35 protein-coding genes are annotated in these 25,144 nt (G+C 23.2%); 2 read left to right on the forward strand and 33 right to left on the reverse strand.

Annotated features, from left to right (window positions below; all coding sequences use genetic code 11):
* Position 1 precedes the first annotated feature (1 nt).
* The 33 genes from rpmD to RS022_RS03195 form a co-directional block, all read right to left on the reverse strand.
* Positions 2–199, reverse strand: a complete 198-nt coding sequence (rpmD, locus tag RS022_RS03040; RefSeq protein ID WP_225696090.1) for a 50S ribosomal protein L30 — start codon at positions 197–199, stop codon at positions 2–4.
* Positions 196–732 (reverse strand): 30S ribosomal protein S5, encoded by a 537-nt coding sequence (gene rpsE / locus RS022_RS03045; protein WP_420885774.1) that lies wholly within the window; start codon positions 730–732, stop codon positions 196–198. The genes rpmD and rpsE overlap by 4 nt, the downstream gene beginning before the upstream one ends.
* On the reverse strand, positions 732–1,085 hold the full coding sequence (gene rplR, locus RS022_RS03050; RefSeq protein WP_268849721.1) for a 50S ribosomal protein L18: 354 nt from the start codon (positions 1,083–1,085) through the stop codon (positions 732–734). Before rplR ends, rpsE begins: the two co-directional genes overlap by 1 nt.
* A 21-nt stretch (positions 1,086–1,106) precedes the next feature.
* Positions 1,107–1,649: a 50S ribosomal protein L6 gene (gene rplF, locus RS022_RS03055; RefSeq protein ID WP_268849722.1), complete on the reverse strand. Its 543-nt coding sequence runs from the start codon at positions 1,647–1,649 to the stop codon at positions 1,107–1,109.
* Between the two features lie 19 nt (positions 1,650–1,668).
* On the reverse strand, positions 1,669–2,046 hold the full coding sequence (rpsH, locus tag RS022_RS03060; protein ID WP_268850207.1) for a 30S ribosomal protein S8: 378 nt from the start codon (positions 2,044–2,046) through the stop codon (positions 1,669–1,671).
* A gap of 17 nt (positions 2,047–2,063) precedes the next feature.
* Positions 2,064–2,333, reverse strand: a complete 270-nt coding sequence (gene rpsN, locus RS022_RS03065; protein WP_121463679.1) for a 30S ribosomal protein S14 — start codon at positions 2,331–2,333, stop codon at positions 2,064–2,066.
* Between the two features lie 57 nt (positions 2,334–2,390).
* The gene (gene rplE, locus RS022_RS03070) at positions 2,391–2,933 is read right to left on the reverse strand and encodes a 50S ribosomal protein L5 (RefSeq protein WP_268849723.1); all 543 of its coding nucleotides are present in this window, start codon (positions 2,931–2,933) and stop codon (positions 2,391–2,393) included.
* A gap of 21 nt (positions 2,934–2,954) precedes the next feature.
* A complete protein-coding gene (gene rplX / locus RS022_RS03075) occupies positions 2,955–3,299 on the reverse strand; it encodes a 50S ribosomal protein L24 (RefSeq protein ID WP_225696118.1) in 345 nt (114 codons plus the stop codon).
* A 9-nt stretch (positions 3,300–3,308) separates the two neighbouring features.
* Complete coding sequence (gene rplN, locus RS022_RS03080; protein ID WP_225696094.1) at positions 3,309–3,689, reverse strand: 50S ribosomal protein L14; 381 nt, start codon at positions 3,687–3,689, stop codon at positions 3,309–3,311.
* A 1-nt stretch (position 3,690) separates the two neighbouring features.
* On the reverse strand, positions 3,691–3,957 hold the full coding sequence (gene rpsQ / locus RS022_RS03085) for a 30S ribosomal protein S17 (protein ID WP_420885761.1): 267 nt from the start codon (positions 3,955–3,957) through the stop codon (positions 3,691–3,693).
* A gap of 121 nt (positions 3,958–4,078) precedes the next feature.
* On the reverse strand, positions 4,079–4,345 hold the full coding sequence (gene rpmC / locus RS022_RS03090) for a 50S ribosomal protein L29 (protein WP_268849724.1): 267 nt from the start codon (positions 4,343–4,345) through the stop codon (positions 4,079–4,081).
* On the reverse strand, positions 4,342–4,764 hold the full coding sequence (gene rplP / locus RS022_RS03095; RefSeq protein WP_225696096.1) for a 50S ribosomal protein L16: 423 nt from the start codon (positions 4,762–4,764) through the stop codon (positions 4,342–4,344). The genes rpmC and rplP overlap by 4 nt, the downstream gene beginning before the upstream one ends.
* Positions 4,765–4,796: 32 nt before the next feature.
* Positions 4,797–5,549 (reverse strand): 30S ribosomal protein S3, encoded by a 753-nt coding sequence (gene rpsC / locus RS022_RS03100; RefSeq protein ID WP_268849725.1) that lies wholly within the window; start codon positions 5,547–5,549, stop codon positions 4,797–4,799.
* Positions 5,533–5,907, reverse strand: a complete 375-nt coding sequence (gene rplV, locus RS022_RS03105) for a 50S ribosomal protein L22 (protein ID WP_268849726.1) — start codon at positions 5,905–5,907, stop codon at positions 5,533–5,535. Before rplV ends, rpsC begins: the two co-directional genes overlap by 17 nt.
* 18 nt (positions 5,908–5,925) lie before the next feature.
* Entirely contained in the window at positions 5,926–6,207 is a 282-nt protein-coding gene (gene rpsS / locus RS022_RS03110; RefSeq protein ID WP_268849727.1) for a 30S ribosomal protein S19, read from the reverse strand.
* 19 nt (positions 6,208–6,226) lie between these two features.
* Entirely contained in the window at positions 6,227–7,057 is an 831-nt protein-coding gene (gene rplB, locus RS022_RS03115; RefSeq protein WP_268849728.1) for a 50S ribosomal protein L2, read from the reverse strand.
* A gap of 38 nt (positions 7,058–7,095) precedes the next feature.
* Positions 7,096–7,395, reverse strand: coding sequence for a 50S ribosomal protein L23 (rplW, locus tag RS022_RS03120; RefSeq protein WP_268849729.1), 300 nt, complete (start codon positions 7,393–7,395; stop codon positions 7,096–7,098).
* On the reverse strand, positions 7,388–8,023 hold the full coding sequence (gene rplD / locus RS022_RS03125; RefSeq protein WP_268850209.1) for a 50S ribosomal protein L4: 636 nt from the start codon (positions 8,021–8,023) through the stop codon (positions 7,388–7,390). Before rplD ends, rplW begins: the two co-directional genes overlap by 8 nt.
* Positions 8,016–8,672: a 50S ribosomal protein L3 gene (gene rplC, locus RS022_RS03130; RefSeq protein WP_268849730.1), complete on the reverse strand. Its 657-nt coding sequence runs from the start codon at positions 8,670–8,672 to the stop codon at positions 8,016–8,018. The genes rplD and rplC overlap by 8 nt, the downstream gene beginning before the upstream one ends.
* A 53-nt stretch (positions 8,673–8,725) precedes the next feature.
* The gene (rpsJ, locus tag RS022_RS03135) at positions 8,726–9,058 is read right to left on the reverse strand and encodes a 30S ribosomal protein S10 (protein WP_268849731.1); all 333 of its coding nucleotides are present in this window, start codon (positions 9,056–9,058) and stop codon (positions 8,726–8,728) included.
* Between the two features lie 330 nt (positions 9,059–9,388).
* The gene (rsmH, locus tag RS022_RS03140) at positions 9,389–10,315 is read right to left on the reverse strand and encodes a 16S rRNA (cytosine(1402)-N(4))-methyltransferase RsmH (protein WP_268849732.1); all 927 of its coding nucleotides are present in this window, start codon (positions 10,313–10,315) and stop codon (positions 9,389–9,391) included.
* A 56-nt stretch (positions 10,316–10,371) separates the two neighbouring features.
* Positions 10,372–10,587, reverse strand: a complete 216-nt coding sequence (gene rpoZ, locus RS022_RS03145) for a DNA-directed RNA polymerase subunit omega (protein WP_268849733.1) — start codon at positions 10,585–10,587, stop codon at positions 10,372–10,374.
* A gap of 7 nt (positions 10,588–10,594) precedes the next feature.
* Positions 10,595–11,227, reverse strand: coding sequence for a guanylate kinase (gene gmk, locus RS022_RS03150; protein WP_268849734.1), 633 nt, complete (start codon positions 11,225–11,227; stop codon positions 10,595–10,597).
* A gap of 35 nt (positions 11,228–11,262) precedes the next feature.
* Positions 11,263–13,704, reverse strand: coding sequence for a leucine--tRNA ligase (leuS, locus tag RS022_RS03155; protein ID WP_268849735.1), 2,442 nt, complete (start codon positions 13,702–13,704; stop codon positions 11,263–11,265).
* Positions 13,705–13,752: 48 nt separating this feature from the next.
* A complete protein-coding gene (gene acpP, locus RS022_RS03160; RefSeq protein WP_268849736.1) occupies positions 13,753–13,983 on the reverse strand; it encodes an acyl carrier protein in 231 nt (76 codons plus the stop codon).
* A 336-nt stretch (positions 13,984–14,319) separates the two neighbouring features.
* The gene (locus RS022_RS04185; protein WP_308738517.1) at positions 14,320–14,637 is read right to left on the reverse strand and encodes a lambda-exonuclease family protein; all 318 of its coding nucleotides are present in this window, start codon (positions 14,635–14,637) and stop codon (positions 14,320–14,322) included.
* A 21-nt stretch (positions 14,638–14,658) separates the two neighbouring features.
* Positions 14,659–14,805, reverse strand: coding sequence for a hypothetical protein (locus tag RS022_RS04190; protein WP_308738518.1), 147 nt, complete (start codon positions 14,803–14,805; stop codon positions 14,659–14,661).
* A 215-nt stretch (positions 14,806–15,020) separates the two neighbouring features.
* Positions 15,021–16,712, reverse strand: a complete 1,692-nt coding sequence (gene argS, locus RS022_RS03170) for an arginine--tRNA ligase (RefSeq protein WP_268849737.1) — start codon at positions 16,710–16,712, stop codon at positions 15,021–15,023.
* Positions 16,713–16,751: 39 nt separating this feature from the next.
* Complete coding sequence (locus tag RS022_RS03175; RefSeq protein WP_268849738.1) at positions 16,752–17,651, reverse strand: RluA family pseudouridine synthase; 900 nt, start codon at positions 17,649–17,651, stop codon at positions 16,752–16,754.
* 229 nt (positions 17,652–17,880) lie between these two features.
* Positions 17,881–19,827 (reverse strand): ATP-dependent zinc metalloprotease FtsH, encoded by a 1,947-nt coding sequence (ftsH, locus tag RS022_RS03180; protein ID WP_268849739.1) that lies wholly within the window; start codon positions 19,825–19,827, stop codon positions 17,881–17,883.
* Positions 19,828–19,887: 60 nt separating this feature from the next.
* A complete protein-coding gene (gene serS, locus RS022_RS03185; RefSeq protein ID WP_268849740.1) occupies positions 19,888–21,162 on the reverse strand; it encodes a serine--tRNA ligase in 1,275 nt (424 codons plus the stop codon).
* Positions 21,163–21,237: 75 nt separating this feature from the next.
* Positions 21,238–21,504: a 30S ribosomal protein S20 gene (gene rpsT, locus RS022_RS03190; RefSeq protein ID WP_268849741.1), complete on the reverse strand. Its 267-nt coding sequence runs from the start codon at positions 21,502–21,504 to the stop codon at positions 21,238–21,240.
* A gap of 259 nt (positions 21,505–21,763) precedes the next feature.
* Complete coding sequence (locus RS022_RS03195; RefSeq protein ID WP_268849742.1) at positions 21,764–22,003, reverse strand: hypothetical protein; 240 nt, start codon at positions 22,001–22,003, stop codon at positions 21,764–21,766.
* 1,403 nt (positions 22,004–23,406) lie between these two features.
* Here RS022_RS03195 and RS022_RS03200 point away from each other — a divergent pair.
* Together RS022_RS03200 and RS022_RS04195 are read left to right on the forward strand one after the other, a co-directional pair.
* Positions 23,407–24,036 (forward strand): sigma-70 family RNA polymerase sigma factor, encoded by a 630-nt coding sequence (locus RS022_RS03200; RefSeq protein WP_268850210.1) that lies wholly within the window; start codon positions 23,407–23,409, stop codon positions 24,034–24,036.
* A 606-nt stretch (positions 24,037–24,642) separates the two neighbouring features.
* Positions 24,643–24,819: a hypothetical protein gene (locus RS022_RS04195; RefSeq protein WP_308738519.1), complete on the forward strand. Its 177-nt coding sequence runs from the start codon at positions 24,643–24,645 to the stop codon at positions 24,817–24,819.
* Positions 24,820–25,144 lie beyond the last annotated feature (325 nt).

A 25,144-nucleotide genomic window follows, 5' to 3' on the forward strand; every position in this document is an offset into this window, starting at 1 on the left:
ATTAATTGCTCTCTTTATTAATAATTTCTTCAACTACAACTAAATGATGAATTTTTTTAATAATACCTCTGATAACTTCAACATTATCTTTTATAACTTTTTGATTAATCTTTTTCAAACCTAAAACATTAGCATTTTTAATTTGATTTGGAGTTCTCCCGATTAAACTTTTTTTTAATGTAATTGATAATTTTTTCATTTTTGTTTACCTTTAAATCTTGCTATCAAATTAATGCCTCTAGTTTTTTCTACATCCTTAATAGTTCTTAGTTTTTGTAATCCAATCATTAAAGCTCTTAAAGTATTTATAGGTGTTCTTGAACCTAAAGATTTTGCTGAAATATCACGAATACCTAATAATTCAAAGACGGTTCTAGCGGCTCCTCCAGCAATAATACCTTTACCTTTTGCAACGGGTTTTATTAAAGTTTTAGAAGCGCCATACTCACCGATAACTTCGTGAGGAATAGTAGTTCCTGCAAGTGGAATTGTAACTAAATTATTTTTCGCTTTCTCTAATGCTTTTTTTATAGCATCTAAAATTTCTTGAGCTTTAGCGCTTGCAAAACCTACTCGACCTTTTTTATCTCCGACAACAACTAAAGCAGAAAAACGTAAACGACGTCCACCTTTTACAACTTTAGTAATTCTATTAATTAAAATTACTTTTTCTTGAAAAACACTATTTACTTTTTTAAAATTAATTTTGTCTCTTGAACTATTTATATTAATCAAAATATTAATCCCTCTTCTCTTGCAACATTCGCTAAAGTTTTTACACGTCCATGATATAAACGTCCATCACGATCAAAAACAACTTTATTAATACCTTTTTGTAAAGCTTTATGAGCAATAATTCTTCCGATATCTGCAGCTACTTTATTATTAATTATACTAGCTTTAATTTCTTTACTATGAGCGCTGCATAAAGTAACTTTATTTTTGTCATCGATTATCTGAACATAAAAATATTTTTTCGAATAAAAAACATTTAAACGAGGTCTTTCTGAGGTACCTATTATTTTTTTTCTTAAACGTAAATGACGTTTTTTACGTAAAGATGTTGATGATTCTTTATTTATCATTATGTAAATAAATATCCTTTCTTATTTTTTAGAACTTTTTCCTGCTTTACGATGAACATAAGCACCAGCTAAAAGAATTCCTTTTCCTGTATAAGGTTCTGGTTTACGTAATTTTAATATTTTAGCGGCAACTTGTCCTACAAATTGTTTGTCTATACCTCGAATAATAATTTGTTTATTCTTTATAATCTCTATTTCAACATCAGAAGGAATAGGTAAAAAAACAACATGAGAAAAACCTAAATTAAAAATTAAATTAGAACCTTCTTTTTTAACAACATAATCTAACCCAACAATTTCAATCTTTTTTACAAACAAATTAGTTAAACCTGAAATCATATTAAATAATAAAGCACGTGTAGTACCATGAATTTTTTTCATAAAAACTTCATTATTTGGTCTTGAAATTTTAATTAAATTATCTTTAATATCGATATTTAATGAAGGGTTTATTTGATATTTTAATTTATGTGAAGAAGATTCGATATGAATTAAATTTTGTTCTCCAATTTCGACTTTAATTCCCTCAGGAATTGAAATGGATTTTTTTCCTATTCTTGACATTATAGTCTCCTTATATAAATTACCAAATATAAGCTAAAACTTCTCCACCTATATTATTGGCTAAAGCTTCATAATCTGTCAAAATACCCTTTGAAGTAGAAATTAAAGCTATTCCTAAACCATTTAAAACTCTAGGTATTTTTTTAACAGAAACATGTTTGGATACTCTTTTTAAACCTAAAATAGTTCTTTGTTTATTACCATGATATTTTAGAGAAATTGTAATATTTCTTCTTGCCTCATCTACAAAAAAACCTTTAATAAAGCCTTCTTTTCTTATAACTTCTAAAATTTTTATTTTTAATTTAGAACAAGGAACCGAAACTTTTTCATGAAACATTGCATTAGCATTACGTATTCTTGTTAATAAATCAGCAATAGGATTCGTAATCATAATTTTTCTTATTCTCCTTTTTACCAACTAACTTTCTTAACACCAGGTAATTCACCTTTGTTGGCTAATTCACGAAATTTAATTCTAGATAAACCAAATTTTCTAATATATCCTCTTGATCTACCATCGATTTGATCTATATTTTTAAGACGAACTGGCGAAGATTGAACTGGAAGTTTTGATAACCCTTTATAATCTTTTTTTCTTCTTAATTCAAGACGTTTTTCTATATATTTCGCAAATATTTCTTTTTGTTTTTGGTTTTTAACAATTTTAGATTTCTTTGCCATTCAACAACTCCCTATTTAATATTTTTGTATTTATTAAAAAAATATTTATTAAAAATTTTATTTTCTGAAAGGCATTCCATAAAATTCTAATAATTTTTTAGCATCTTTATCGTTTTTAGCTGTAGTAACAATACAAATATCCATACCGCAAATTTTTTTAACTTTGTCTAAATCAATTTCAGGAAAAACAATTTGTTCTTTTATCCCTAATGAGTAATTTCCTCTACCATCGAAAGATTTAGGACTAACACCCCTAAAATCTCGAGTTTTTGGTAAAACTATTTTAATTAACTTATGTAAAAAAAATTCTTTTTTATGACCTCTTAAAGTAACTTTTAAACCAATAGACATTCCTTCTCTTAATTTAAAATTAGAAATGGATTTTTTAGCTTTAATAATTACAGGTATCTGTCCACTAATTAAAGTTAACTGTTCATACAATTCGTCTAAAATTTTAACATTAGAAATAGCTTCACCTACAGACATATTAATAACTATTTTTTCTGTTTTAGGAACTTGCATTACTGATTTAAAGTTAAAAATTTCTTTTAAAGCAAAAAACGAATTTTTTGTGGTCAAATCAATATTTTGTTTTTTCATTTATTATCTACCTTTTTTATATTATGATACATCCAACAAAACACCAGTTTTTTTCGAATAACGAACTTTTTTTCCTGATTCATGACGAAATCCGACACGAGTTGGAATATTTTTTTCAGGATCAATTAAAGCTACATTAGAAATATGAATAGGCATTTCTTCTTTAACTATATTTCCTTTTTTTTCATCTTTAGAAGGATTTTTATGTTTTGTAGCTATATTTACACCTTCCACTAAAACTTTTTGTTCTTTAAAAAAAATTTTTATTACTTTTCCGGTTTTGACAGTTTTATTACCTTTTTCATCAATAAAAAAACGATCTTTTCCAGAAATAATAGCTACTATATCTCCTACTTTAATATACATCATATTTCCTCATATTACAAAAACTTTTTCAGCTAAAGAAAGAAATTTAGAAAATTTACTATCTTTTAGTTTTTGATTTTTAACTACAGGTCCAAAAATCCTTGTCCCTTTTAAAGTCATATCATCTTTAATAATAACTACTGCGTTATCATCAAATTTAATATAAGAACCATTTTTTCCTGCTAAGCCTTTTTTAGTACGTAAAATTAAAGCTTTAGATTTTTCTCCTGATTTTACCATTCCAGATGGAATACTTTTTTTAATAGCAACCACAACAACATCGCCTATTTGAGCATAACGTCTTTTACTTGAACCAGGAATATTAATAACTAAAACTTCTTTAGCGCCACTATTATCAGCTACTTTTAAACGACTATTTACTTGAATCATATTATTCTTTTACCTTATTTTTGCTCAAAATAACATTTAATAAACGAAATTTTTTAGTTTTAGATACAGGTCTTCTTTCTGCAAAAGAAACAAAATCTCCTATTTTAGCAACTTCATTTTCGTCGTGAATATAAAATTTGCTAGTTTTTTTAATTCTTTTTTTGTATAAAGGATGTTTATTATAAGAATTAACAGCTACAACAACTGTTTTTTGCATTTTATCAGAAACAACAACACCTGAAAAAACTTTTTTATTATTATCACGCATAATTTTCACCTCTTTTTTTAAAAAATATTTTAAAAAACAAAAATATATTAATTTATTTTTTTATTTATCAATTATTTAAATAAAATTAAAATTAAAAAAATATTTCAATTTTATTTAAAAATTATTCATTTGAAGCACTTGATATTAAAATTTTATCTTTATTATCGATTACTAAACTTTCATTTTTATTATTGATTTTAGACATTTCTTTTTCACGAATAATTGTTTTAATTTGTCTAATATTTTTTTTTATCTTACGAATATGAGATGTATCTTTTAATTTAACTAAATTAAAATTTAATTTAGCATCAAATAATTCTTCTTTTAAATTAATAATTTTTTTATTCATTTCATCATCAGACATTTTACGAATTTCTTTGATCATCATGATTCTTGGCCTCTTTTAACTATTTTTGTAGTAATAGGTAATTTATGTGAAGCTAATCTTAAAGCTTCTATTTCTATTTTATCTAAATTATTAGCATCACTAACTTCGAATAGAACTTTACCTTTTTTAACAACTGCAACCCATAATTCAGGATTACCTTTACCAGAACCCATTCGAACTTCTAAAGGTTTTCTTGTTAAAGATAAAAAAGGGAAAATATTCAACCAAACTTTTCCTTCTCTTTTCATATGACGTGTCATCGCTATACGAGCAGATTCTATTTGTTGACTAGTAATCCATGCTCCTTTTTTTGCAATCAAACCATAATTACCATTAATAATTCTATTTTGGCCTTTTGATTTGCCTTCATAACTTATACGATGAGGACGACGATATTTAGTCTTTTTCGGCATTAACATAATATATTATGTACCCCTTCTTTTTGATTATATTAAGATGTGTTTTTTTTAAAATTTTTCTTATCAACAAAATGTCTTTTATTATTATTTTTTTTATTTTCATATTGAGAAGAAAATATTTGTCTAGTATCTGCGATGGTTTTATTAGGTAAAACCTCACCATGATTAATAATTACTTTAACGCCTAAAACACCATAAGTAGTATGGGCTTCTTCAAAAGCATAATCAATATCAGCTCTCAAAGTATTCAAAGGAACAACTCCCATAGAAATAGAATCTCTTCTAGCTTTTTCAGCTCCACCTAAACGACCTGTAATAATAATCTTAATACCTTTAATACCACTTTTTAAAGCTTTTTGAATAGCTGATTTTAAAACAGCTTTATAAAAAGCTCTTTGTTGTAATTGCATAGCGATATTTTGAGCAACTAAAACAGCAATTTTATTAATTGCTTTTACTTCAAAAATATTAATTTGAACTTTTTTATTAATTAATTTTTCTATTTTATTGATTAAACTATTTTTATTCTTATTTTCTGGACCTTGAATGATACCTATTTTTGAAGTATATAAATCTATTTCAATAAATTCATCATTTGATTTTTTTAAACGTTTGATTTCTATTTGAGAAATAGTTGATTTAGGATAATGATTTTTAATTAAAGTTCTAATTTTAAAATCTTCACCGACTAAAAAAGGAACTTTTTTATCAACATCATACCATTTAGATTCCCAAGTCCTAATTATTCCTAATCTCAAACCATTAGGATTACTCTTTTGACCCATTTACTTGCATCTCCTGAATTTCTTTTTTAAATGAAGAAAGAAATATTTTTACACGACTCATTCTTTTTTTTCTTTTATCTGTTTTACCTTTAGCTCTCGGAAATAAACGAGGCAAACGCAAACCTTCGTCGACAAATATTTCTTTAACAAATAAATCATCTTTATTAAAATTAAAATTATGAACAGCATTTGCAACAGCGCTTTTTAATAATTTAAAAATAACAGGAGCAGACGATTTAGAAGTAAACATTAAAATAGCTTCTGCTTCTTTAACATGCTTACCACGTATTAAATCAGCAACTAAACGTGCTTTTCTAGGAGCAATAGGTATTGGACTTGTTACAGCTTTAACTTTCATATAAATACCTTCTTTAAATTATTTTTTTGAAACTTTTTTATCACCTTTTGCATGACCGCGAAAAGTACGAGTACGTGAAAATTCCCCTAATTTATGATTAACCATATCTTCAGTAATAGAACAACTAATATACTCTTTTCCATTGTAAACATCAATTTTATGTCCAACAAAAATAGGTAAAATAACGCTTCTACGAGAACGAGTTTTAATAGCTTTTTCGGTTTTATTTTTTTTTTGTTTCATTACTTTAAGTAAAAGAGATTCATCGCAAAAAGGACCTTTTTTAATTGAACGAGTCATATTTTATACACCTATAAATCTATTTTTTGCAATTTTTTAAAATTAACTTATTAGAATTTTTATTTTTCTTACGTGTTTTAACACCAAGAGCTTTTTTACCCCAAGGAGTCATAGGAGCTTTACGTCCAATAGGAGCACGACCTTCACCACCACCATGTGGGTGATCATTAGGATTCATAGCCGAACCTCTAACAGTAGGTCTTATAGATAAATAACGACTTCTTCCAGCTTTACCATTACGAATTAATTTATAAAATTCGTTTCCTAATACTCCTATTGTAGCTCTACATTCAGATAAAAATTTTCTTGTTTGACCAGAAGATAAACTTAAAACAACATATTTACCCTCTTTTTTAATAATTTGAGCTGAAGTGCCAGCACTACGAGCTAACTGACCACCTTTACCAGGTTTTAATTCAATATTATGAACTAAAAAACCTTCAGGAATATTTTTTAAAGGTAAAGTGTTTCCGACTCTAATATCAGATTTTTCTCCTGAAAAAATTTTATCTCCTACTTTAACATCTTTTGGAGTCAAAATATATCTTTTTTCTCCATCAACGTAATTAATTAAAGAAATATTACAATTACGGTTAGGATCATATTCTATAGTAGATAATTTTCCAGGTATATTATCTTTATTGCGTTTAAAATCAATAAGACGATATTTTTGTTTAACTCCGCCACCACGATGTCGTACTGTTATTTTGCCTTGATTATTTCTTCCGCCTGTACTCTTTTGAGAAACTAATAAACTTTTTTCAGGAGTAGAAGTTGTAAGTTCTTTAAAATCTTGTAGACTCATGTTACGATGCCCATTAGAAGTAGGCTTATATTTTTTAATAGCCATAATAAGTTCCTTTCTTTAAATTTAAAAATTATACTAAATTATTTTTGTTTTTCTTCATTAAAAACATTTATTCTTTGGGCCGGAAACAATTTAACAATTGCTTTTTTGTAACCAGAAGTATAACCTTGAAATTTACCTTTTTTTTTAAATTTAGGTAATACATTCATAACATTAACAGAAAAAACTTTTACTTTAAAAATATGTTCTATAGCTTTTCTGATTTCTATTTTATTAGATTCTTTTTTGACCTTAAAAGTATATTCATTATTAATTTCCATTTTTTTATTAGTAGATTCAGTGATAATCGGATCGTGAATCAAGTCATAATATTTAATCATTATCTAATAGCCTCTCCTCTAAATAATCAATGGCTTTTTTATCTATAATAAGATTTTTAGCATTTAAAATTTGATAAACACTAACATGCGTAACAGTTTCTAAAGTTACATTAGATAAATTATTAGTAGAACGAACTAAATTATCATTTAATTCATTAACTATTATTAAAACTTTGTTTTTACCAATTTTAATTTTTTCTAAACATTTTTGAAAATATTTTGTTTTATGACTTTCTATATTCAAAAAATCAATTACCATTAAATTATTTTTTTCTTTTTGAAAAGATAAAGCTGATTTCATAGCTATTTTTCTAATCTTAGCATTAACTTTGAAAGAATATTTTCTTGGTTTCGGACCAAAAGCAACTCCTCCACCTCTCCATAAAGGAGAACGAATAGAACCATGACGAGCATTACCTGTTCCTTTTTGAGCCCAAGGTTTTCTTCCTCCACCTGAAACAACTGATCTATTTTTGGTACAATGTGTACCTTGGCGCATCGCTCCTCTTTGTTGATTAACGACATCATATAAAACTTGTTGATTAATTTTGACACCAAAAACATTTTCAGATAAAGTGATCTCTGATACAATTTCACCTTGTTGATTAAATAAATTACATTTAGGCATCATGATACTTCCTTATTTTTTTAACAGCAGATTTTATAATTACAAAACTTTTATTAGGGCCTGGAATACTTCCTTTAATCAAAAATATTCCCTTATCTGAATCAACACTATAAAGAGTTAAATTTTGCAAAGTAACCTGCTCATTACCTAATTGACCAGGTAATTTTTTACCTGTAATATTACCTTTAATAGGACCCATAGAACCAGGTCTTCTATGATATCTAGAACCATGACTTTCAGGACCACGGCTTTGATTATGTCTTTTAATAGAGCCCGAAAAACCTTTTCCTTTGTTAATACCCGTTACATCTATAATTTCTTTCGAAAAAAATAAATTTTTTTCTAAAATAGTGCCTTCCGGTAAATCTGATAATTCATTAACTATATTAGAACCAAAAGAAATTTCTCTAACAAAATATTTAGGTTCGATTTTATTCTTTTTAAAATGTCCTAAAAGAGGTTTTTTCATTAATTTTTCTTTTTTAGAATCAAATCCTAATTGTGTCGCTTGATAACCATCTTTTTCCAAATTTTTTTGTTGTAAAACAACATTATTAGACACATCAACTACAGTAACAGGAATTAAAAATCCTTCTTCAGTGAAAACCTGAGTCATTCCTATTTTTTTTCCTAAAATTCCCTTAGCCATTTCATCCTCTTTCTTAAATTTAAAAAAACAAAAATTATTTCAAAAAAATATTTTTAAATATTTTTCTTTAAAAAAATATTGACAGTAGAAGGTAATTTAATATACATTAAAGCATTTATTATTTCAGGACTAGGATTAACAATCTGAATTAAACGTTTATGAGTGAAACGTCCAAATTGCTCTCTACTATCTTTATTAACAAAAGGAGAACGAATAACAGTAAAAATTTCTCTTTTTGTTGGTAATGGTATTGAACTTATTCTTTCAGCACCTATTTTTGTAATACTATCAGTAATTTTTTGAGCCGCTTGATAAGTTATGTTACGATCATAAGATTTTAAAATAATCTTTATAACTTCTTTATTTTGTGCCTTTTCTTTAACCATTTTTTAATAAAACCTTTCGTGACAATTATGATTAAAATATAAAAAATAATTTATAATAAAAGTTTTCTTTAATAAATAATAAATAATTTTATATTTTTTAATATTCAATAAATTACAAAAAATTAAATATTACAAAATATAAAATAATATTTAACTCAAAAAAAACTTATTAAAAAAGACAATCATTTAAATTATATATTAAATAACACATCATTACAATATAAAATTGTTATTTATCATTATTAAAAGTTTTAAAAAACATATCATATCTTAATATAACACAAAAATCTATTTAACAAAAAAATATTTTTAAAATTAACAAATTCATATTTAGAAATTTTTAACAGCAACTCTTAATTTAGCATAACGACTTCTAGGATTAGATTCTATTTCTTCTTCGCTAGGATAAATAATTTTTTTATTAACAAGACTTAAAGGAGTAAAAGGAATGTCTTTTTCTAAAAAAGGTAATTTAGGATGTATTTTAGATTGAATATTGTTTTTAAAAAATTTTTTAACTAAACGATCCTCTAAAGAATGAAAACTAATAACAACGATTCTACCATTTGGTTTTAACAAATCAAGACTTTGTTGTAAAGCTTCTTCTAAACATTTTAATTCTTGATTAACTTCTATCCTTAATGATTGAAAAATTCTTTTGGCGCTATGACCTCTCTTTTTTTTCATATATAAAGGATAAAATTTATCTGTTATTGCTACTAATTCTAAAGTGTTAGTTAAAGGTCTTCTTTTGATAATTTCTCGAGCTATTAATCCAGATTTAGGTTCTTCTCCATAAAATAAAAAAATTTTTTTTAATTCTGAAAAACTATAATTATTAACAATATAAGAAGCATCTATTTTTTGTTTAATGTCCATTCTCATATCTAATAAAGAATTTTGTAAATAACTAAATCCTCTTGTGTTATCTTCTATTTGAAAAGAAGATAAACCTAAATCAAAAACAATACCATCAATTGAAGAAATATTTCTTTTTGATAATTCTTCTTTTAAAAAAGAAAAATTATTATTAATCAAAAATATTTGTTTTTTATTTTCAAATTTCTTTTTACATTTTTGAATTGCGTAAAGATCACGATCAAAAGAATACAAATAACCTTCATTAAGTTTATTTAAAATAGATTCACTATGCCCACCACCACCCAAAGTAGCATCTACATAAATTCCTTTAGGATTTATATTTAAATATTCTATAATTTCTTTATTTAAAACTGGAATATGTTTGAATAATGACAATTTATACGACCTCTAAAAATAATAATTTATTTTCATTAAATTAAAATATAATTTTTTTAATTAAAGGTAATATTAAAATTTCCATTCACAATTTCTGATAAAGCCTTACTTAATATTTTATTACCTTCGATATCATAAACATCTAATTTATTTTCTTCTATAACATGGGCGATTTTACTAGACAAATAAGCTAATTTATATTTAGAATCAATTCTTTTTAATAATTCATCAATAGAAGGATAATTTAAACCTTCTTTTTTATTTTTAAACATAAAAATTTCAATTTCCTTTTTTTAAAATTTCTTTTGAATAAAAATTAATAATATTTTTAGTTTTATGACGTTCGGCAGTAATAATAGACATAATTTTATTTAAAGCGTTTTTAATTTCATCATTAAACACAATATAATCGCATTTATAAGCTAATTTCATTTCTTCCGAAGCTCTCAATATTCTTTTTTTTAGTTCTTCTTCTGTTTCAGTATCTCTTTTTCTCAAACGTTCTTTTAAAACTTCTTTATAAAGAGGTGAAATAAAAATGAAAACACTATCTTTATTAATTTTATGTTTTTGAATTTTCAAAACACCTTCAATATCGATTTCTAAAAGAACTTCTTTGCCTTCTTCTAATTTTTTTAAAGTTTCTTTATAAGGAGTACCATAATAATTATTGACAAATTCACTATATTCTAAAAAAAAATTTTCTTCAATTTTTTTTTCAAAATCTGCTTTATTTATAAAAAAATAATCTTTTCCTTCTTGCTCTCCTTTTCTAGGTTTTCTTGTAGTATAAGAAACAGAATAACAAAAATTATTATTAACTTGATTTAATAAAGCTGATTTGATCGATCCTTTTCCGACGCCAGATGGTCCTGAAATTACTATCATTAAACCTTTACTATGTAATTTCATATATAAACCTATTTATAATTTTCCTAATTTTAAAATTAAATAACTAAATTTAATAACTTATTTTTAATATAAATAACTTTCAAAATTTTACGATCTTGAATTAAAAAATTAATTTTATTATTTTGCAAAGCATTTTTTAAAATCGCATCTTGCGTTTCATCTTTTAAAACAAAAATTTTTGATTTCAATTGCCCATTTATTTGAATAACAATCTCAACTTTTTCATTTGCTATCTCTATTTTTTGATAAGAAGGCCATTGAGAATAAACTAATTCTTCTTTAGAAAATAAAAATCTTTCATTTAACTCTTCTGTTAAATGAGGTGCAATAGGATTTAATAATTTTAAAAAAATTCGAATTTGATTATGATTTATTTTTTTCTCTTTATACACTTTATTAATAAAAATCATTAATTGACTAATAACCTTATTAAATTTTAATTTCTCATAATTATCAGTTACTATTTGAATAGTTTGATTTAATATCGGTTCTAAAATAGAAAAATCTTCATCTATCAAAAAAAATAAAAAAATATTATAAATCCTATTTAAAAAACGCTGAATTCCTTTGAAACCGCTTTCGCACCAAACCTTATTATCTTCTAAAGAACCTAAAAACATAATATAAAGTCTTGTGGCGTCAGCGCCATATTTCTCTAAAACTAAAGAAGCATTAACGCTATTGTCTTTGGACTTACTCATTTTTAGATTATCTTCACCTAAAATCATTCCTTGATTAACTATTTTATTAAAAGGTTCTAAAGATGAAACTAATCCTAGATCATATAAAAATTTATGCCAAAAACGAGAATATAATAAATGTCCTACAGCATGTTCTTTTCCACCTATATAAAGATCTACAGGCAAGAAATAATCTAAAAATTTTTTAGACTCACAAGTATTAATATCTTGTATACCTAAATCATTTCTTAAAATATATGCTATATAATACCAAGAACTACCAGCTGTTTGCGGCATAGTGTTAGAATCTCTTTTATATTTTTTACCATCTTTTTCAAAATATAACCATGAAGTAACTTTGGATAAAGGAGATTGTTCATCATTTGAATTTTCAATTTTATCTAATGAAGGAAGTTCTAAAGGTAAATCTTTATCTTCTTCTAAGTAAATATTATTATTTGCATCATAAAAAACTGGGAATGGTTCGCCCCAATATCTTTGACGAGAAAAAAGCCAATCACGCATTTGATAAGCATAATGAACATGACCTAAATTATCTTTTTCAGATATTTCAATAATTTTATCATTAGCTTCTTCAAAATTAAGACCGTTTAAAAAAGAACTATTTATAAATATATCTGTTTCTGACATCGAATGATACTTATCGAAATTATTAACATTAGATTCTAATTCATCAAATTTTAAAATAGGAATTATTTCTAAATTATATTTTTTAGCGAAGCAAAAATCTCTTTCATCGCAAAAAGGAACCAACATAATAGCTCCTGTAGCATAAGAAGGAAGGACATAATCAGATATCCAAATAGGAATTTTTTTCTTATTAAAAGGATGAACAACATAACTTCCAATAAAAACACCTGTTTTTTCCTTATTAATATTTCTGTTTAAATCTGTTTTTGTCTTTGTTTCTTCTAAATATAATTTGACAGAATCAATAAATTCTTTTTTAATTAAAACATCAACTAAAGGATGTTCTGGTGCTAAAACTAAAGCACTTACTCCAAAAATAGTACTTGGTTTAGTCGTGAAAACTTCTAAAAAATGATTATTTTCTAATAAAACAGGAAAGAAAAAAATAAAACCTTTTTTTTTGCCTATCCAATTTTTTTGAATATCTTTTAATTGAACAGACCAATCTAATAAATCTAAATCTTTTAATAACCTATCGAGATAATTAGTGATTTTTAAAACCCATTGTTTCTTTTTCTTTTTGACGACTGGATAATTACCTCTTTCCGAAAAAATGCCTTTTTCTGTAGAAATAATTTCATCATTAGCCAAAACTGTTCCTAATTTTTCACAAAAATTAACTTCTACATCTTCTAAAACAGCTAATTTATATTCATAAAATTTTTTAAAAAACCATTGAGTACAACCATAAAAATAAGGATCGGAAGTAGATAATTCTTTATCCCAATTAACTCCTTTACCTAACATCTTTATTTGTTTTTTAAAATTTTCTATATTCTCATAAGTAAAATATTTTGGATTTTTTCCTGTTTTTAAAGCATATTGTTCGGCGGGTAATCCAAAAGAATCCCAACCAAAAGGATGAAAAACATTATATCCTTGCATTCTTTTAAATCTATTAACAATATCGCTGGCAGTATAACCTTCAATATGTCCAATATGTAATCCAGAAGAAGAAGGATAAGGAAACATATCTAAACAATAAAATTTTTTCTTACTAAAATCATAACTTGTTTTAAAAGTTTGTTTTCTTTCCCAATTCAACTGCCATTTTAATTCTATTTTACGAAAATCATAAATTAACATAACAAAACCTTTATTTTAATATTTTTTTAAACAAATAAAATAATTAAATTATGATAAATTACTTTCTACATAATTAACGATATCTTTTACAATTTTAAATTGTTGCATAGCTTCATCACTAATTTTAAGATCAAAAATTTTTTCTAATTCAATTACTAATTCGACAGCATCGAAAGAATCTAAAGCTAAATCTTCTTTTAATCTGGTTTCTAAAAAAATCTTATCTTCTTCTATAGATTTTCTTTCACAAATAATTTTTTTAACCTTATCAAAAATCATTTAAACTCCTATATAATATAAATAATTTTAAAAAAATAAAAAATTAAACATAAAATTATATAAAAAATAAATTATATATAATTATATAATATTTTTTATATAGTTTTATGTTTAATTAATATAATTAAAATTTTTTTAAATTTATTTAACAAAAAACATATCTAATAATAAAAAAACAAAAATTTTTAATTATATAAATAATAAAAAACAAAAAATATAATTCAAAATTTATTTTTATTATTTTTCAATTTATTCAAAATTTGTTCTGCTTCTTTAAAAAGTTTATAAAAAATAAGACATTATTCATACATTTTTTCAATAAATATCAGATCTCTTTTAATTTCTTTCACTTTGGCATTTTGATAACTTTGGAATACCAAAAAAAACTTTTTCAGAAGAAGAACAATAAATCTGTGCTTGTACTTGCGCATAATAATAAATAGAAATTTGGTCTTTAATAAAAAAATTTTTCCAAGTTTTAGAATTAAAAGATATGGGACATTTAATTTCTAATAAACTTTTTGTTTCTTCATTACAACCATCTAAAGATGCTGAAAAAAATTCTTTAACACAAACTAAGGGTTTAAATTCTGTTTTATTAATATCATTAAAAAAATTTCTAGCTTTCGGTTCTAAAGCTCTTCCATGACGCATAAATTCATTATCTTCTATTTTCTAATCAAAAAGTTTTCTTTTCAAAAGATTTTGTTTATTTTCGAAAGGATTTAGACCCATAATTATTGCTACTTCTGAAGCATTAATATATTTTTTTCTATGTTCATGCCAATCGCTAGAATTTTGTTCTAAATCAAAACTGTTCATGAAAAAACCTTTCTTTTTTTGTAATTTAAAAATTTATTAAAATAATAAAAATATTAATTCTATTTATAATATAAAATAAAAAAATATTTTAGACAAATTTATTTTTATTAAAAAATAATTAATATATCTTTTAAAATTATTTTTTAATAATAAAAAATATATAAAAAAAATAAACGATAATATTTTTGTAAAAATCAAAAAAATAATCTAAATTTTTACATTTTTTCTAAAATAGGTACTCCTAAAATTCTCAATCCTTCTTTTAAAACAATTAAAATACTTTTAATCAATAAAATATTAGCATATTGTAATTTTAAATCATCATTATTTAAAATTTTTTCTTTTTCATAAAATTTATTAGCATTTTTGGCTAATTGAAAAAGATATCTAGCTAAAACACTGGGCATATTAGACTCTTGAACTTTTTTTAATACAAAATCAAATTGATCCATTAATCTAATTAAAACATAATGATGAAATTTTTCATAATAATAATTTAAATCATTTTTTGTTAATTCATTATTATGAAAATCTTGTTTTTGAATAATAGAATTTAGTCTAACTACCGTATATTGTAAATAAGGACCTGTATTACCTTCGAATTTTAACATTTTTTCTAAATCGAATTCTATATCTAAATGACGATCATTTTTTAAATCATTAAAAATAATAGCCCCAATAGATATTTTACGAGATATTTCATTTATCTTTTCTGGAAAAAAATTTCTATCTTTTATTATATTTTTAACTTCTATTTCTGCTTTATTAATTATATCTTTTAATCTAAAATTATTATTTTCTCTTGTAGATATTTTAATATTTTGAAATAAAATTAAACCAAAATTAATATGTTCTAATTGTAAATTTTCGTAACCAATCTTATTAATTACTAATTTTAATTGTTGATAATGTAATTTTTGTTCATTACCTACTACATATAAACATTTAAAAAAATTAAATTTTTGATAACGATCTAAAACACATGTTATATCTCTTGTTAAATAAAGTGTACTTCCATTTTTTTTCTGTATTAAAGCTGGTGGTAAATCATTTTCTAAAGGAATAACATAAGCTTCATCATCTAATACAAGTATTTTTTTATTCTTAAGCTCTTCTAATAATTGAATTGCTTTATCATGAAAAAAAGATTCACCAATATAATAATCAAATGAAACTCCTAATAAATCATAAATTTGATGAAATTCTTTTAAAGAAATTTCTTTAAAATATTTCCATAATTCAGTTATTTCTTTATCTTTATTTTCTAAAAGATAAAAAATTTTTCTAGCTTGCTCATCTAATTGTTTATTTTTAATCACTTCTTGATGAAATAAAATATAAACTCTTTGTAATTCATTAATAGGATCTTTTAACATATTTTCTTTTTTAGCCCATTTTTTATAAGCTAAAATTAATTTTCCGAATTGAGTACCCCAATCACCTAAATGATTAATGCTAATAGTTTTAAAACCTAACTTTTGATAAACTTTTTGTAAAGAATTACCGATAACTGTAGAACGTAAATGTCCAATAGAGAAATTTTTAGCTATATTTGGCGAAGAATAATCCAAAATTACTACTTGATTATTAAATTTTTTTTGACAATAACTCTCATCGCTATTCAAAATATTCAATAAAATTTTTTGAGTAATTTTTTTTCTATTTAATTTAATATTTAAAAAACCATTTTGAAAAAACACATTTTCTATTTGTTCTAACTTTATTAAATCTTTTTTTAAAACTTCAAAAATTTCTAATAAATTTTTTTTAAAAATTTTAACATAACTAAACAAGGGTATAAAAAAATCAAATTTATCTTCTTTAAAATTATTTTGCAAAAATATAGAAGAAACATATTTATCATTTAAAATTTTTTCTATTTTTGTTTTAATTTTTTTCAAATACATAAAAAATACCCTTGATTATTTATTATTTTATAATTTTATTTAATTTGATTCTATTTTATTCAAAAATTCTTGAAAATGTAAAGGCAAAGAGGTTTCGAATTTTAATTTTTCACCAGTAAAAGGATGAGTAAATTCTAATTTTTTGGCATGTAATAACTGTTGTTGTAAAGTTTGTTTTTTGGGACCATATAAAAAATCACCGCAAATAGGATGCTTTAAATAAGATAAATGAACTCTAATTTGATGCATTCTGCCTGTTTCTAATTTTAATTCTAATAAAGAAAATTTCTCAAACTTCTTTAAAATTCGAAAATGAGTAATAGAAGGTTTACCTTGTAACGAAACTTCCATTTTTAAACGATTGTGAATGCTTCTTCTTATAGGAATATCAAAAGTACCATAATCATAACCTAAAAAACCATAAATCAAAGCCCAATAAATTCTTTTTATTTCTCTCTTTTTAATTAATTTTTGCATTATAATTACAGCTTCTTCTGTTTTTCCTATAACTATTAAACCTGTAGTATCTTTATCAAGACGATGAATAATTCCAGGTCTATTTCCTCCTGACAATTTAAAATCTTTAATTTGATAATACAATCCATTAATTAAAGTAACACCAGAATAACTAGTTGAAGGATGAACTATTAAATTTGAAGGTTTATCAATAACAACTAAATATTGATCCTCATAAATTATTTTTAATTTTAAATTAATAGGATCAAAAATATTAGAAGAAAAATTTTTTTCAATATTAAGAATTTTTATTATATCATTTATTTTTAATAAATAACTTTTTTTAGATATTTTATCATTAACAATAATTTTACCAGAATCAATTAAAAAACAACAATGTTTTCTGCTAATATTTAATTTTTGTGTCAAAAAAAAATCTAAACGTATATTTTTTTCTTTATCTTGAACGATTAATAATCTCATAATTCACCAAAAAATTCCAAAAGAAATTCAATTTTAATAAAATAAACAAAAAATGTACCATGTCAAAAAACATAAATACATTTTTCTTATAAAAATATATAAATATATAATTTCAAAAAATATAAAATATATTTTTTTTAAATTTATTAAATTATTTATTTATATTTTTTTAATTCAATAATTTTTAATCTAATAAATTAATATCGTCTTTTGTATCTGAAAATTTTGTCTAATCAGAATCATTAATTTCATAAACTTTTTCTTCTTTTTTTTCTTCTTCTACTTGTCTTTCGATTTCTTTTTGTTTTTGTTCTTCCAATTGTTTTTCTTGTTCTTTTTGTTTATCAAACCAGCTCAATTTATTTGTTTCTGCTATTTCTTGAATATCTTTTTTATTAAGAGTTTCAATTGCTAATAAATATTCTGTAATCTTAATAAATAATTCTTTATTTTCGGAAATTATTTTCTTAGCTTTTTCATAACAATTAAATATAATTTTTTGTATAGTTTGATCAATTTCTAAAGCTTTAGGATCTGAAAAGTTTTTATGAAAATTATTACCTTCTTCAAATTGAGCTAAACCTAAATCACTCATTCCGAATATAGTAACCATTTTTTTAGCAATATTAGTTGCCATTTTAAAATCTTGATAAGCACCATTAGAAACATCATCTAAAAATAATTCCTCTGCTGCACGACCTCCTAAAAAAGAAGTAATTTCTGCTAATAATTGTTGTTTAGATGAAAAAAAACTTTCTTCTTCGTTAGAAAATAAATTATAACCACCCGAATTACCACGCGGAATAATAGTTACTTTTTCTACTTTTCGAGAATCTTTTAATTTTAACCCAATAACAGCATGACCTGCTTCATGATAAGAAATCATTTTCTTTTCTTTTTCAGAATATTTAACACTTTTTTTAGCTGGTCCCATTAAAATACGATCTATAGCTTCACTAATAGTTTTTTTATCAATAAAATCAACATTATTTCTAGCAGTTAATAAAGCTGCTTCATTTAAAATACCTTCTAATTGAGCTCCACTAAAACCAGAAGTAACTCTAGCCACTTCTTCTAAACTAACATCGGGAGAAATTTTTTTATTTAAAGAATGTAATTTTAAAATAGCTTCTCTATCTTTAACACTTGGTAAATTAACAATAAAACGACGTTCTAACCTTCCTGGTCTTAATAAAGCAGGATCTAAAAAATCAGGTTGATTTGTAGCAGCTACAACAATAACTCCTTGATTTTGATTATATCCATCTAATTCAATTAATAATTGATTTAAAGTTTGTTCTTGTTCGCTATTACCACCGTAAGAATTCATTCCTCTTTTACGCGCAAGTGTTTCGATTTCATCTATAAAAATAATACAAGGAGCATGCTCTTGAGCTGATTTAAATAAACTTCTAATACGTGCAGCTCCTAATCCTACAAACATTTCGACAAATTCGGAGCCTGAAACAGCAAAAAAAGGTACTTTAGCTTCTCCAGCAAGAGCTTTCGCTAATAATGTTTTACCAGTTCCAGGAGGTCCAGATAACAAAACTCCTTTAGGAATTCTAGCACCCATCAAATAATATTTTTTAGGATTTTTTAAAAAATCTACTAATTCGGCTAATTCTTCTTTTTCTTCTTCGGCGCCTGCGACATCTTTAAAAGTTAATGTAGGTTGTTTAAATGAATGTTTATTTTTTTTCGTTCTAATTTTATCTCTATCAGAAAACTGTTCAACTAATTGAGATGTAGCGCCAGCCAAATTTTTTAATACAAAATATATAAAATAAATAGTTAAACAAAGACGAAATGCAGATAAAAGAGGTCCAAAACCTCCAAAATCTTTATATTGAATAGGTCCTTTGAATTTTGATTCATTAATTTTATGTTTAAATTCTTGTTTGAATTCTGAATACTCTTTTTCTGAAACTAATTCATAAACTTTTTTCTGTGAATTACCTTTATATTTAATATGTACATCATACATAACAGGAAACGAATTAATCAAATAAGGTTGTATTGTTTCTATATCATTAATATTTGAATCATTAAAAAAAATTATATTTTCATTTTTATTTTTAACAAAAACATTATACAAAGAAACTAAAATACCTACTATTAAAACAATTACGATTAATCCCCAAACAGATTTCGATAAATATTTTTTTATATTCATACTTTTTTTGTCCTTATAAATAAAAGTTAATAATTATAAAATAAATAGATAAATTGATTTTTATTTAATCAAATCTATACCTATATAACTACGTAAAACTTCAGGTATAACAATATTTCCGTCTTTATCTTGATAATTTTCCATAATTGCCATCATTGTTCTACCTATAGCTAAAGCAGAACCATTCAAAGTATGTAAATATTCTCTTTTTGTTTTTTTATCTCGAATAAATTTAATATTTGCTCTTCTAGATTGAAAATCTTCAGCATTACTTATAGAAGCTATTTCACAATATTTTTGATGTCCAGGTAACCATACTTCAATGTCATAAGTCTTACTCATACTAAAACCTAAATCACCAGTAGATAAAACAACCACTCTATATGGCAAATTTAATTTTTGTAAAATATATTCAGAATCTTTCAACATTTGTTCTAAAACTAAATAAGAATTATCAGGTTGTACAAATTGAACTAATTCCACTTTATTAAATTGTTTTTGTCTGAAAATACCTCTTGTGTTTTTCCCAGCTGCTCCCGCTTCTTGTCTAAAACAAGTGGTATAACAAACATATTTTAAAGGTAATTGATTTACATCTAAAACATCATCTCGATGTAAATTAATCATAGGAACTTCGCCTGTAGGATTTAAATAAAAATTTTGTTTATCTAATTTTAATTGAAAAATTTCTTGTTTAAATTTTGAAAGTTGCCCTGTAGAAAACATAGATTTTTCATTCACAATAAAAGGAGGAAAAATTTCTTTATACCCTTTTGATACATGAGTATCAATCATAAAATTAATTAAGGCTCTTTCTAATTTAGCTCCAATTCCTTTTAAAACAACAAATTTACTTCCTGTAATTTTAGCAGCTTTTTCAAAGTCTAAAATATCTAATTTCTTACCTAACTCTACATGATCTTTTATATAAAAAGACATTTTTTTAGGTTCAGAAAAACGTAATATCTCAATATTATTTTCTGACGTATTTCCAACAGGAACAGAATCATGAGGTAAATTAGGAATATTTGATAAAATATCTAAAATTTTCTTTTCTATTGATTGAAATTTTTGTTCAAATTCTTTTAAATTTTTTTTAAAAATTTTTTCTTTTTGAAAAAAATATTCATCCAACTTATCTTTGAATTTCAATTCTGAAATTTCTTTTGATAAATTATTTCTTTGAAATCTTATTTTTTCTATTTTATTAATTAAATTTTTTCTATCTTTATCTAAATGAATAAGTTGCTTTAAAAAAAATGGATCTGTTTGTCTTTTCTTCATTTTATCTAAAACTAAATTCATATTACTAAGAACAAATTTCAAATCTAACATAAAAAATCCTTTTTATTATGAAAATTATTTTCTTTTTTTAATTAAATTAATAAATTAAAAAAAGAAAAATTATTTTTATTTTAAAATACTATTTAATAATTTAGATATTTTAGATTTATTTCTAGATACAAAATTTTTATGATAAATTCCTTTAGATACGCCTTTGTCTAAAACTCCATTAATCTTATTAAAAAAAACAACAGCTTTTTCTTTATCCGCAGAAGCGATGAATTTATTAAAATTATTATCTAAAGTTCTCATTTTTGATTTATAAGATTTTCTTTTTAATCTACGTTTAGCATCAGTTTTAACACGTTTTTTTTGTTGTTTAATATTTGCCATATTTTTATATCCTTTTTTTTATAAAATTTAAACCATTAATACACACATTAACATTCTATAATATTAATATGAATTTATGATAATTAAAATATTATATAATTATTATATATAAATAATTATATAAATAACTTTATATAATTATTTTTTTAATAATCTTTTCAAAAATAAAATAAATGTTTCTTTTTTAAAAAACTAAAAAATAATTTTAATTTTTTAATAAAATTAAAATTATTTTAGAGAATTTATTTTCTTTTTCAAACTAAGAATACCATAAGATAAAAAAATAAAAAATAATAACTAATAAAAAAATATTTAAAAAGAGATAAGAGTAACCTTGTTTTTCTCTAGAAAATTTTAAAATATCTCCTAAAATTCCTTTTTTATCAGGATTAATCATATTATAAGGGTAATATTTCGATTCCCATAAAAAATTAGCAAATAAAAAAAAGAAAAAATAACATAAATGATGAACTAAACCTAAATAAGCTTTTTTTAACACTTTTAAACCATGATTAATTTTAAAAAAATAAAAAAGAATGTACAAAAAAGGAATAAAAGTATGTTGAAAATATTTAATCTGAAAAAGTTCTTATTATTAAAGTATTTTTTTCGCTTGTGTTATCAATAAAATGAGTAACAATACAAGTCAACAAAATATCAATTACAGCAAAAAACATTAAAATAGAAAAAATTTTTTTACTACGAATTGAGGTGAAAAAAACATATCACTATCAAAATCAAAATATTACTTTGAGAAGTAAAATGATGTATGAAACGGAAAAAAAATGAAAATTATTCTTTTGTATTATTTTGATAACATTAGGCAAAACGAAAAATAAAAGTTATTAAACAAATTAATAACAAAACAAAAGCATAACAAATACTTAAAAAATTATCGTTTTTTTTAAATCTTTTTATTTTCATATTATTTCTTATATAACTATTTAAATTTAGATAAATAAATTTTTTATACAATTATAATTTATTTTAACATAAAAAAATAAATTTATCTTGAATTTTCCATTCCATAAGAATATTAAAATTATATTTGTACTACTATATAGTTAAGTTAAAAAAGTTAAAAACGTGTATAGGGCGTGTATTACTAAAATGGAACCGTTTTAAAAGTCATGTTTTAAGTAAATAAAAACATATTTATTCAAAAAGAACAATATTTATTAATTTTAATATTAATAACATAAAAAAATAATTGTCAAATTAAAATTTAACTAAAAGAAAACACATATATAATATTTTATAAATATTGTATATTGAAATCTTGTTTTTTTTATTATACAAAAAAATTATATTTTGCAAAGTTTTTTTTAAAAAAATTTAAAAAAATAATCAATAAATATAATTAAAAAAATTGTTTTTAATTTATGAATATAATATAATATAAATTTTTTAATAAATAATTAAAAATAAAATTAAAGGAAATGTTTTATTATATGAGTCAAAAAAATAACAAATTAAAGAAGTTAGTTTTTTAGTAAAATAGGTTGTTTAATGTGTATAATTACGTTTAATAATATCTTTTGTGTATGTTTTTGACAATTGCTTCATTATTTTATTTATTTGGTACAATAACAGATATATTTAATTAAGTAAAAAATTCATTAGAAGTAGGAGTTATAGTTTTGTCATTAATAATAGTGATAATGACAATATTATCTTATTTCCTTACTCATGTATATATAAGAATTTTTCAAGGAAAAGATAGTAATACAGTTAGAATGATATTTGGAATAATGGATGTACTTGCCTTGTTCCAAAACTTTAGACACTTTTTAATTTTTAAAAATTCTTTAAGACTAACTCTTAAGTTAGTCTTTTTTTCTTTTACAAGACTAAAAAAATAATTTCCTCTCTTTTCTAAAAATGTTTTTAGAAAGGCATTAAATTTTAAGACAAAAATTATTTAAAGATTTTTTAAAAAAGAAAAAGAATTTAGAAATAAGAGATCAATTAATTGAATTTCATTTACCATTAGTCAAAAAGTTAGTAAAACAATTTAAATATTATCCTCGAGTTTTAACTAGAGAAGATTTATATCAAGAAGGGATTTTAGGATTAATCAAAGACCTCAATAATTATGAAGATTTAGGTTATGACTTTATTGCTTACGCTACTACAACTATCAAATCGGAAATCACAAAACTGATTAGAAAAAGTTATTCTCCTTCTCTTCCACAAAAAAATCATAAAGTTAATAATCTTTCTTTTAAAGAAGAGTTTTATAAACCATATCAAATAAATAATTTAGACCCTCATCAATTATGGTTAAAACAAGTCAATCATGAAATTTTTTTAAAAAAAATGAAAGCTAAATTAAGTGAAAACGAATTCAAAATTATCCATTTAAGTTTTGGGATTCCTTTAGGAAATATTAACGAAGATTATAAAGGATGTTATACCAACACCGAAATTACTGAAAAACTCAATTTATCTTTAAAACAAGCAGAAAATATTAAAGAAAAAAACATTAAAAAATTAAAAAATAAAAAAAATGTTAATCCTTCCCGTCCGTAATGACGTTAAACTATAAGTTTTTTTATATTAGACCAAGAGGGCAGCGAAAAATGAAAGTCCCATAACGTAAATAAGGTAACAGCTACGCCAGTGGAAGATAACTAAGTTAACGGAAAAATTCCGCTTTCCGTGGATCAATCAATTATTAAAAAAATAAAATTTTAATTTAAAAAGAAACAAGATTGCTTTCAAAGTAATCTTTTTTTGTATAAAAAAACAAGAATAAAATTTTTGAAATAACAGTAAAAAAAGTGAATAGGGCAATATCTCGAAGAAAACGCCGAACTCCGTCATGAAATCAATAAACTCAAAAAAAACAGTTAAAAGAAGAACAAAAAGCCCATTAAACAACTAAAGTAACCTTAAAAAGAAATAAAAAAATATTAACTCAAAAAAATAGCAGAATAGGACAAAATTAAAAATACCATAGAAAAACAAGAAACCTGGAAAGGTTCAATTCAACCCTTTACTAATAAAATTAAAAAAAACATAAATGAAACATTTATTAAAGTAACTTCTTGGTTCAAAAAATGGTTTTAATTAAAATTCAAAAGTTAAATGTGTTAAAATGTTGGTATATTACAAATTATCCGAAAGGAACTAATTATGTTTAATATTAAAAAAATAATCAAATTGTTTTTTATCATTTTAGGGTTATTTCTTTTTTTAATTATCAGTTGGATTATTTTAACCAAAATGAAAATCATTAAATTACCAAAAGAAGAAATCCCTATTTTAAATGAAACCAAATTCGAAAAAATTGATGAATGGTATGACGGATAATAACAAATGTTAAATGATTAAAGCCAAATACATCTTTGATGGCATAATGAAGTTTTGGTTATTATCAACAACAAGCTCAAGCCAAAAAAGGCAGTTTTAATGATATTTTAACAGTTCAAGAACGCATAAAATCCAAAAAAAACCATCTAAACCTCACCAATTACATCCCAAAGATCGTCATCCTTTCGATCGTTGGATAAAAAAAGAGGATTAACCTATAAAACATACTACTTTAAACGGATTCAATTCCGCTTCTTTCGATATAAAAGATGACAGTCATTTATATTCAAATTTTATATTCAAATATCAATTTCGAAAAAAAACA

Source organism: Candidatus Phytoplasma rubi (assembly GCF_026821955.1).
GTDB classification, from domain to species: Bacteria; Bacillota_I; Bacilli_A; order Acholeplasmatales; family Acholeplasmataceae; genus Phytoplasma; species Phytoplasma vitis.

Coding starts and splice junctions, on each gene's coding strand:
- ftsH (WP_268849739.1), bottom strand. CDS start 19,827: ATGAATATAAAAAAATATTTATCGAAATCTGTTTGGGGATTAATCGTA.
- acpP (WP_268849736.1), bottom strand. CDS start 13,983: ATGATTTTTGATAAGGTTAAAAAAATTATTTGTGAAAGAAAATCTATA.
- rplD (WP_268850209.1), bottom strand. CDS start 8,023: ATGCCTAAATGTAATTTATTTAATCAACAAGGTGAAATTGTATCAGAG.
- rpsN (WP_121463679.1), bottom strand. CDS start 2,333: ATGGCAAAGAAATCTAAAATTGTTAAAAACCAAAAACAAAAAGAAATA.
- rpmD (WP_225696090.1), bottom strand. CDS start 199: ATGAAAAAATTATCAATTACATTAAAAAAAAGTTTAATCGGGAGAACT.
- gmk (WP_268849734.1), bottom strand. CDS start 11,227: ATGAAATTACATAGTAAAGGTTTAATGATAGTAATTTCAGGACCATCT.
- rplN (WP_225696094.1), bottom strand. CDS start 3,689: ATGATTCAAGTAAATAGTCGTTTAAAAGTAGCTGATAATAGTGGCGCT.
- leuS (WP_268849735.1), bottom strand. CDS start 13,704: ATGTTAATTTATGATTTTCGTAAAATAGAATTAAAATGGCAGTTGAAT.
- rplP (WP_225696096.1), bottom strand. CDS start 4,764: ATGTTAATGCCGAAAAAGACTAAATATCGTCGTCCTCATCGTATAAGT.
- rplW (WP_268849729.1), bottom strand. CDS start 7,395: ATGATTAAATATTATGACTTGATTCACGATCCGATTATCACTGAATCT.
- rplE (WP_268849723.1), bottom strand. CDS start 2,933: ATGAAAAAACAAAATATTGATTTGACCACAAAAAATTCGTTTTTTGCT.
- RS022_RS04190 (WP_308738518.1), bottom strand. CDS start 14,805: ATGAACAGTTTTGATTTAGAACAAAATTCTAGCGATTGGCATGAACAT.
- rpsQ (WP_420885761.1), bottom strand. CDS start 3,957: ATGCGTGATAATAATAAAAAAGTTTTTTCAGGTGTTGTTGTTTCTGAT.
- rpsC (WP_268849725.1), bottom strand. CDS start 5,549: ATGGGTCAAAAGAGTAATCCTAATGGTTTGAGATTAGGAATAATTAGG.
- argS (WP_268849737.1), bottom strand. CDS start 16,712: ATGTATTTGAAAAAAATTAAAACAAAAATAGAAAAAATTTTAAATGAT.
- rpoZ (WP_268849733.1), bottom strand. CDS start 10,587: ATGTTTAAAAATAAAAAAGAAGGTTTAAATTATCCTTCTATTGATGAA.
- rplB (WP_268849728.1), bottom strand. CDS start 7,057: ATGGCTATTAAAAAATATAAGCCTACTTCTAATGGGCATCGTAACATG.
- RS022_RS04185 (WP_308738517.1), bottom strand. CDS start 14,637: ATGCGTCATGGAAGAGCTTTAGAACCGAAAGCTAGAAATTTTTTTAAT.
- rpsS (WP_268849727.1), bottom strand. CDS start 6,207: ATGACTCGTTCAATTAAAAAAGGTCCTTTTTGCGATGAATCTCTTTTA.
- rpsJ (WP_268849731.1), bottom strand. CDS start 9,058: ATGGTTAAAGAAAAGGCACAAAATAAAGAAGTTATAAAGATTATTTTA.
- RS022_RS03175 (WP_268849738.1), bottom strand. CDS start 17,651: ATGAGATTATTAATCGTTCAAGATAAAGAAAAAAATATACGTTTAGAT.
- rplX (WP_225696118.1), bottom strand. CDS start 3,299: ATGTATATTAAAGTAGGAGATATAGTAGCTATTATTTCTGGAAAAGAT.
- rpmC (WP_268849724.1), bottom strand. CDS start 4,345: ATGATGATCAAAGAAATTCGTAAAATGTCTGATGATGAAATGAATAAA.
- rplV (WP_268849726.1), bottom strand. CDS start 5,907: ATGAAAGTTAAAGCTGTAACAAGTCCAATACCTATTGCTCCTAGAAAA.
- rpsT (WP_268849741.1), bottom strand. CDS start 21,504: ATGGCAAATATTAAACAACAAAAAAAACGTGTTAAAACTGATGCTAAA.
- rplC (WP_268849730.1), bottom strand. CDS start 8,672: ATGGCTAAGGGAATTTTAGGAAAAAAAATAGGAATGACTCAGGTTTTC.
- serS (WP_268849740.1), bottom strand. CDS start 21,162: ATGTTAGATTTGAAATTTGTTCTTAGTAATATGAATTTAGTTTTAGAT.
- rplR (WP_268849721.1), bottom strand. CDS start 1,085: ATGATAAATAAAGAATCATCAACATCTTTACGTAAAAAACGTCATTTA.
- RS022_RS04195 (WP_308738519.1), top strand. CDS start 24,643: ATGTTTAATATTAAAAAAATAATCAAATTGTTTTTTATCATTTTAGGG.
- rplF (WP_268849722.1), bottom strand. CDS start 1,649: ATGTCAAGAATAGGAAAAAAATCCATTTCAATTCCTGAGGGAATTAAA.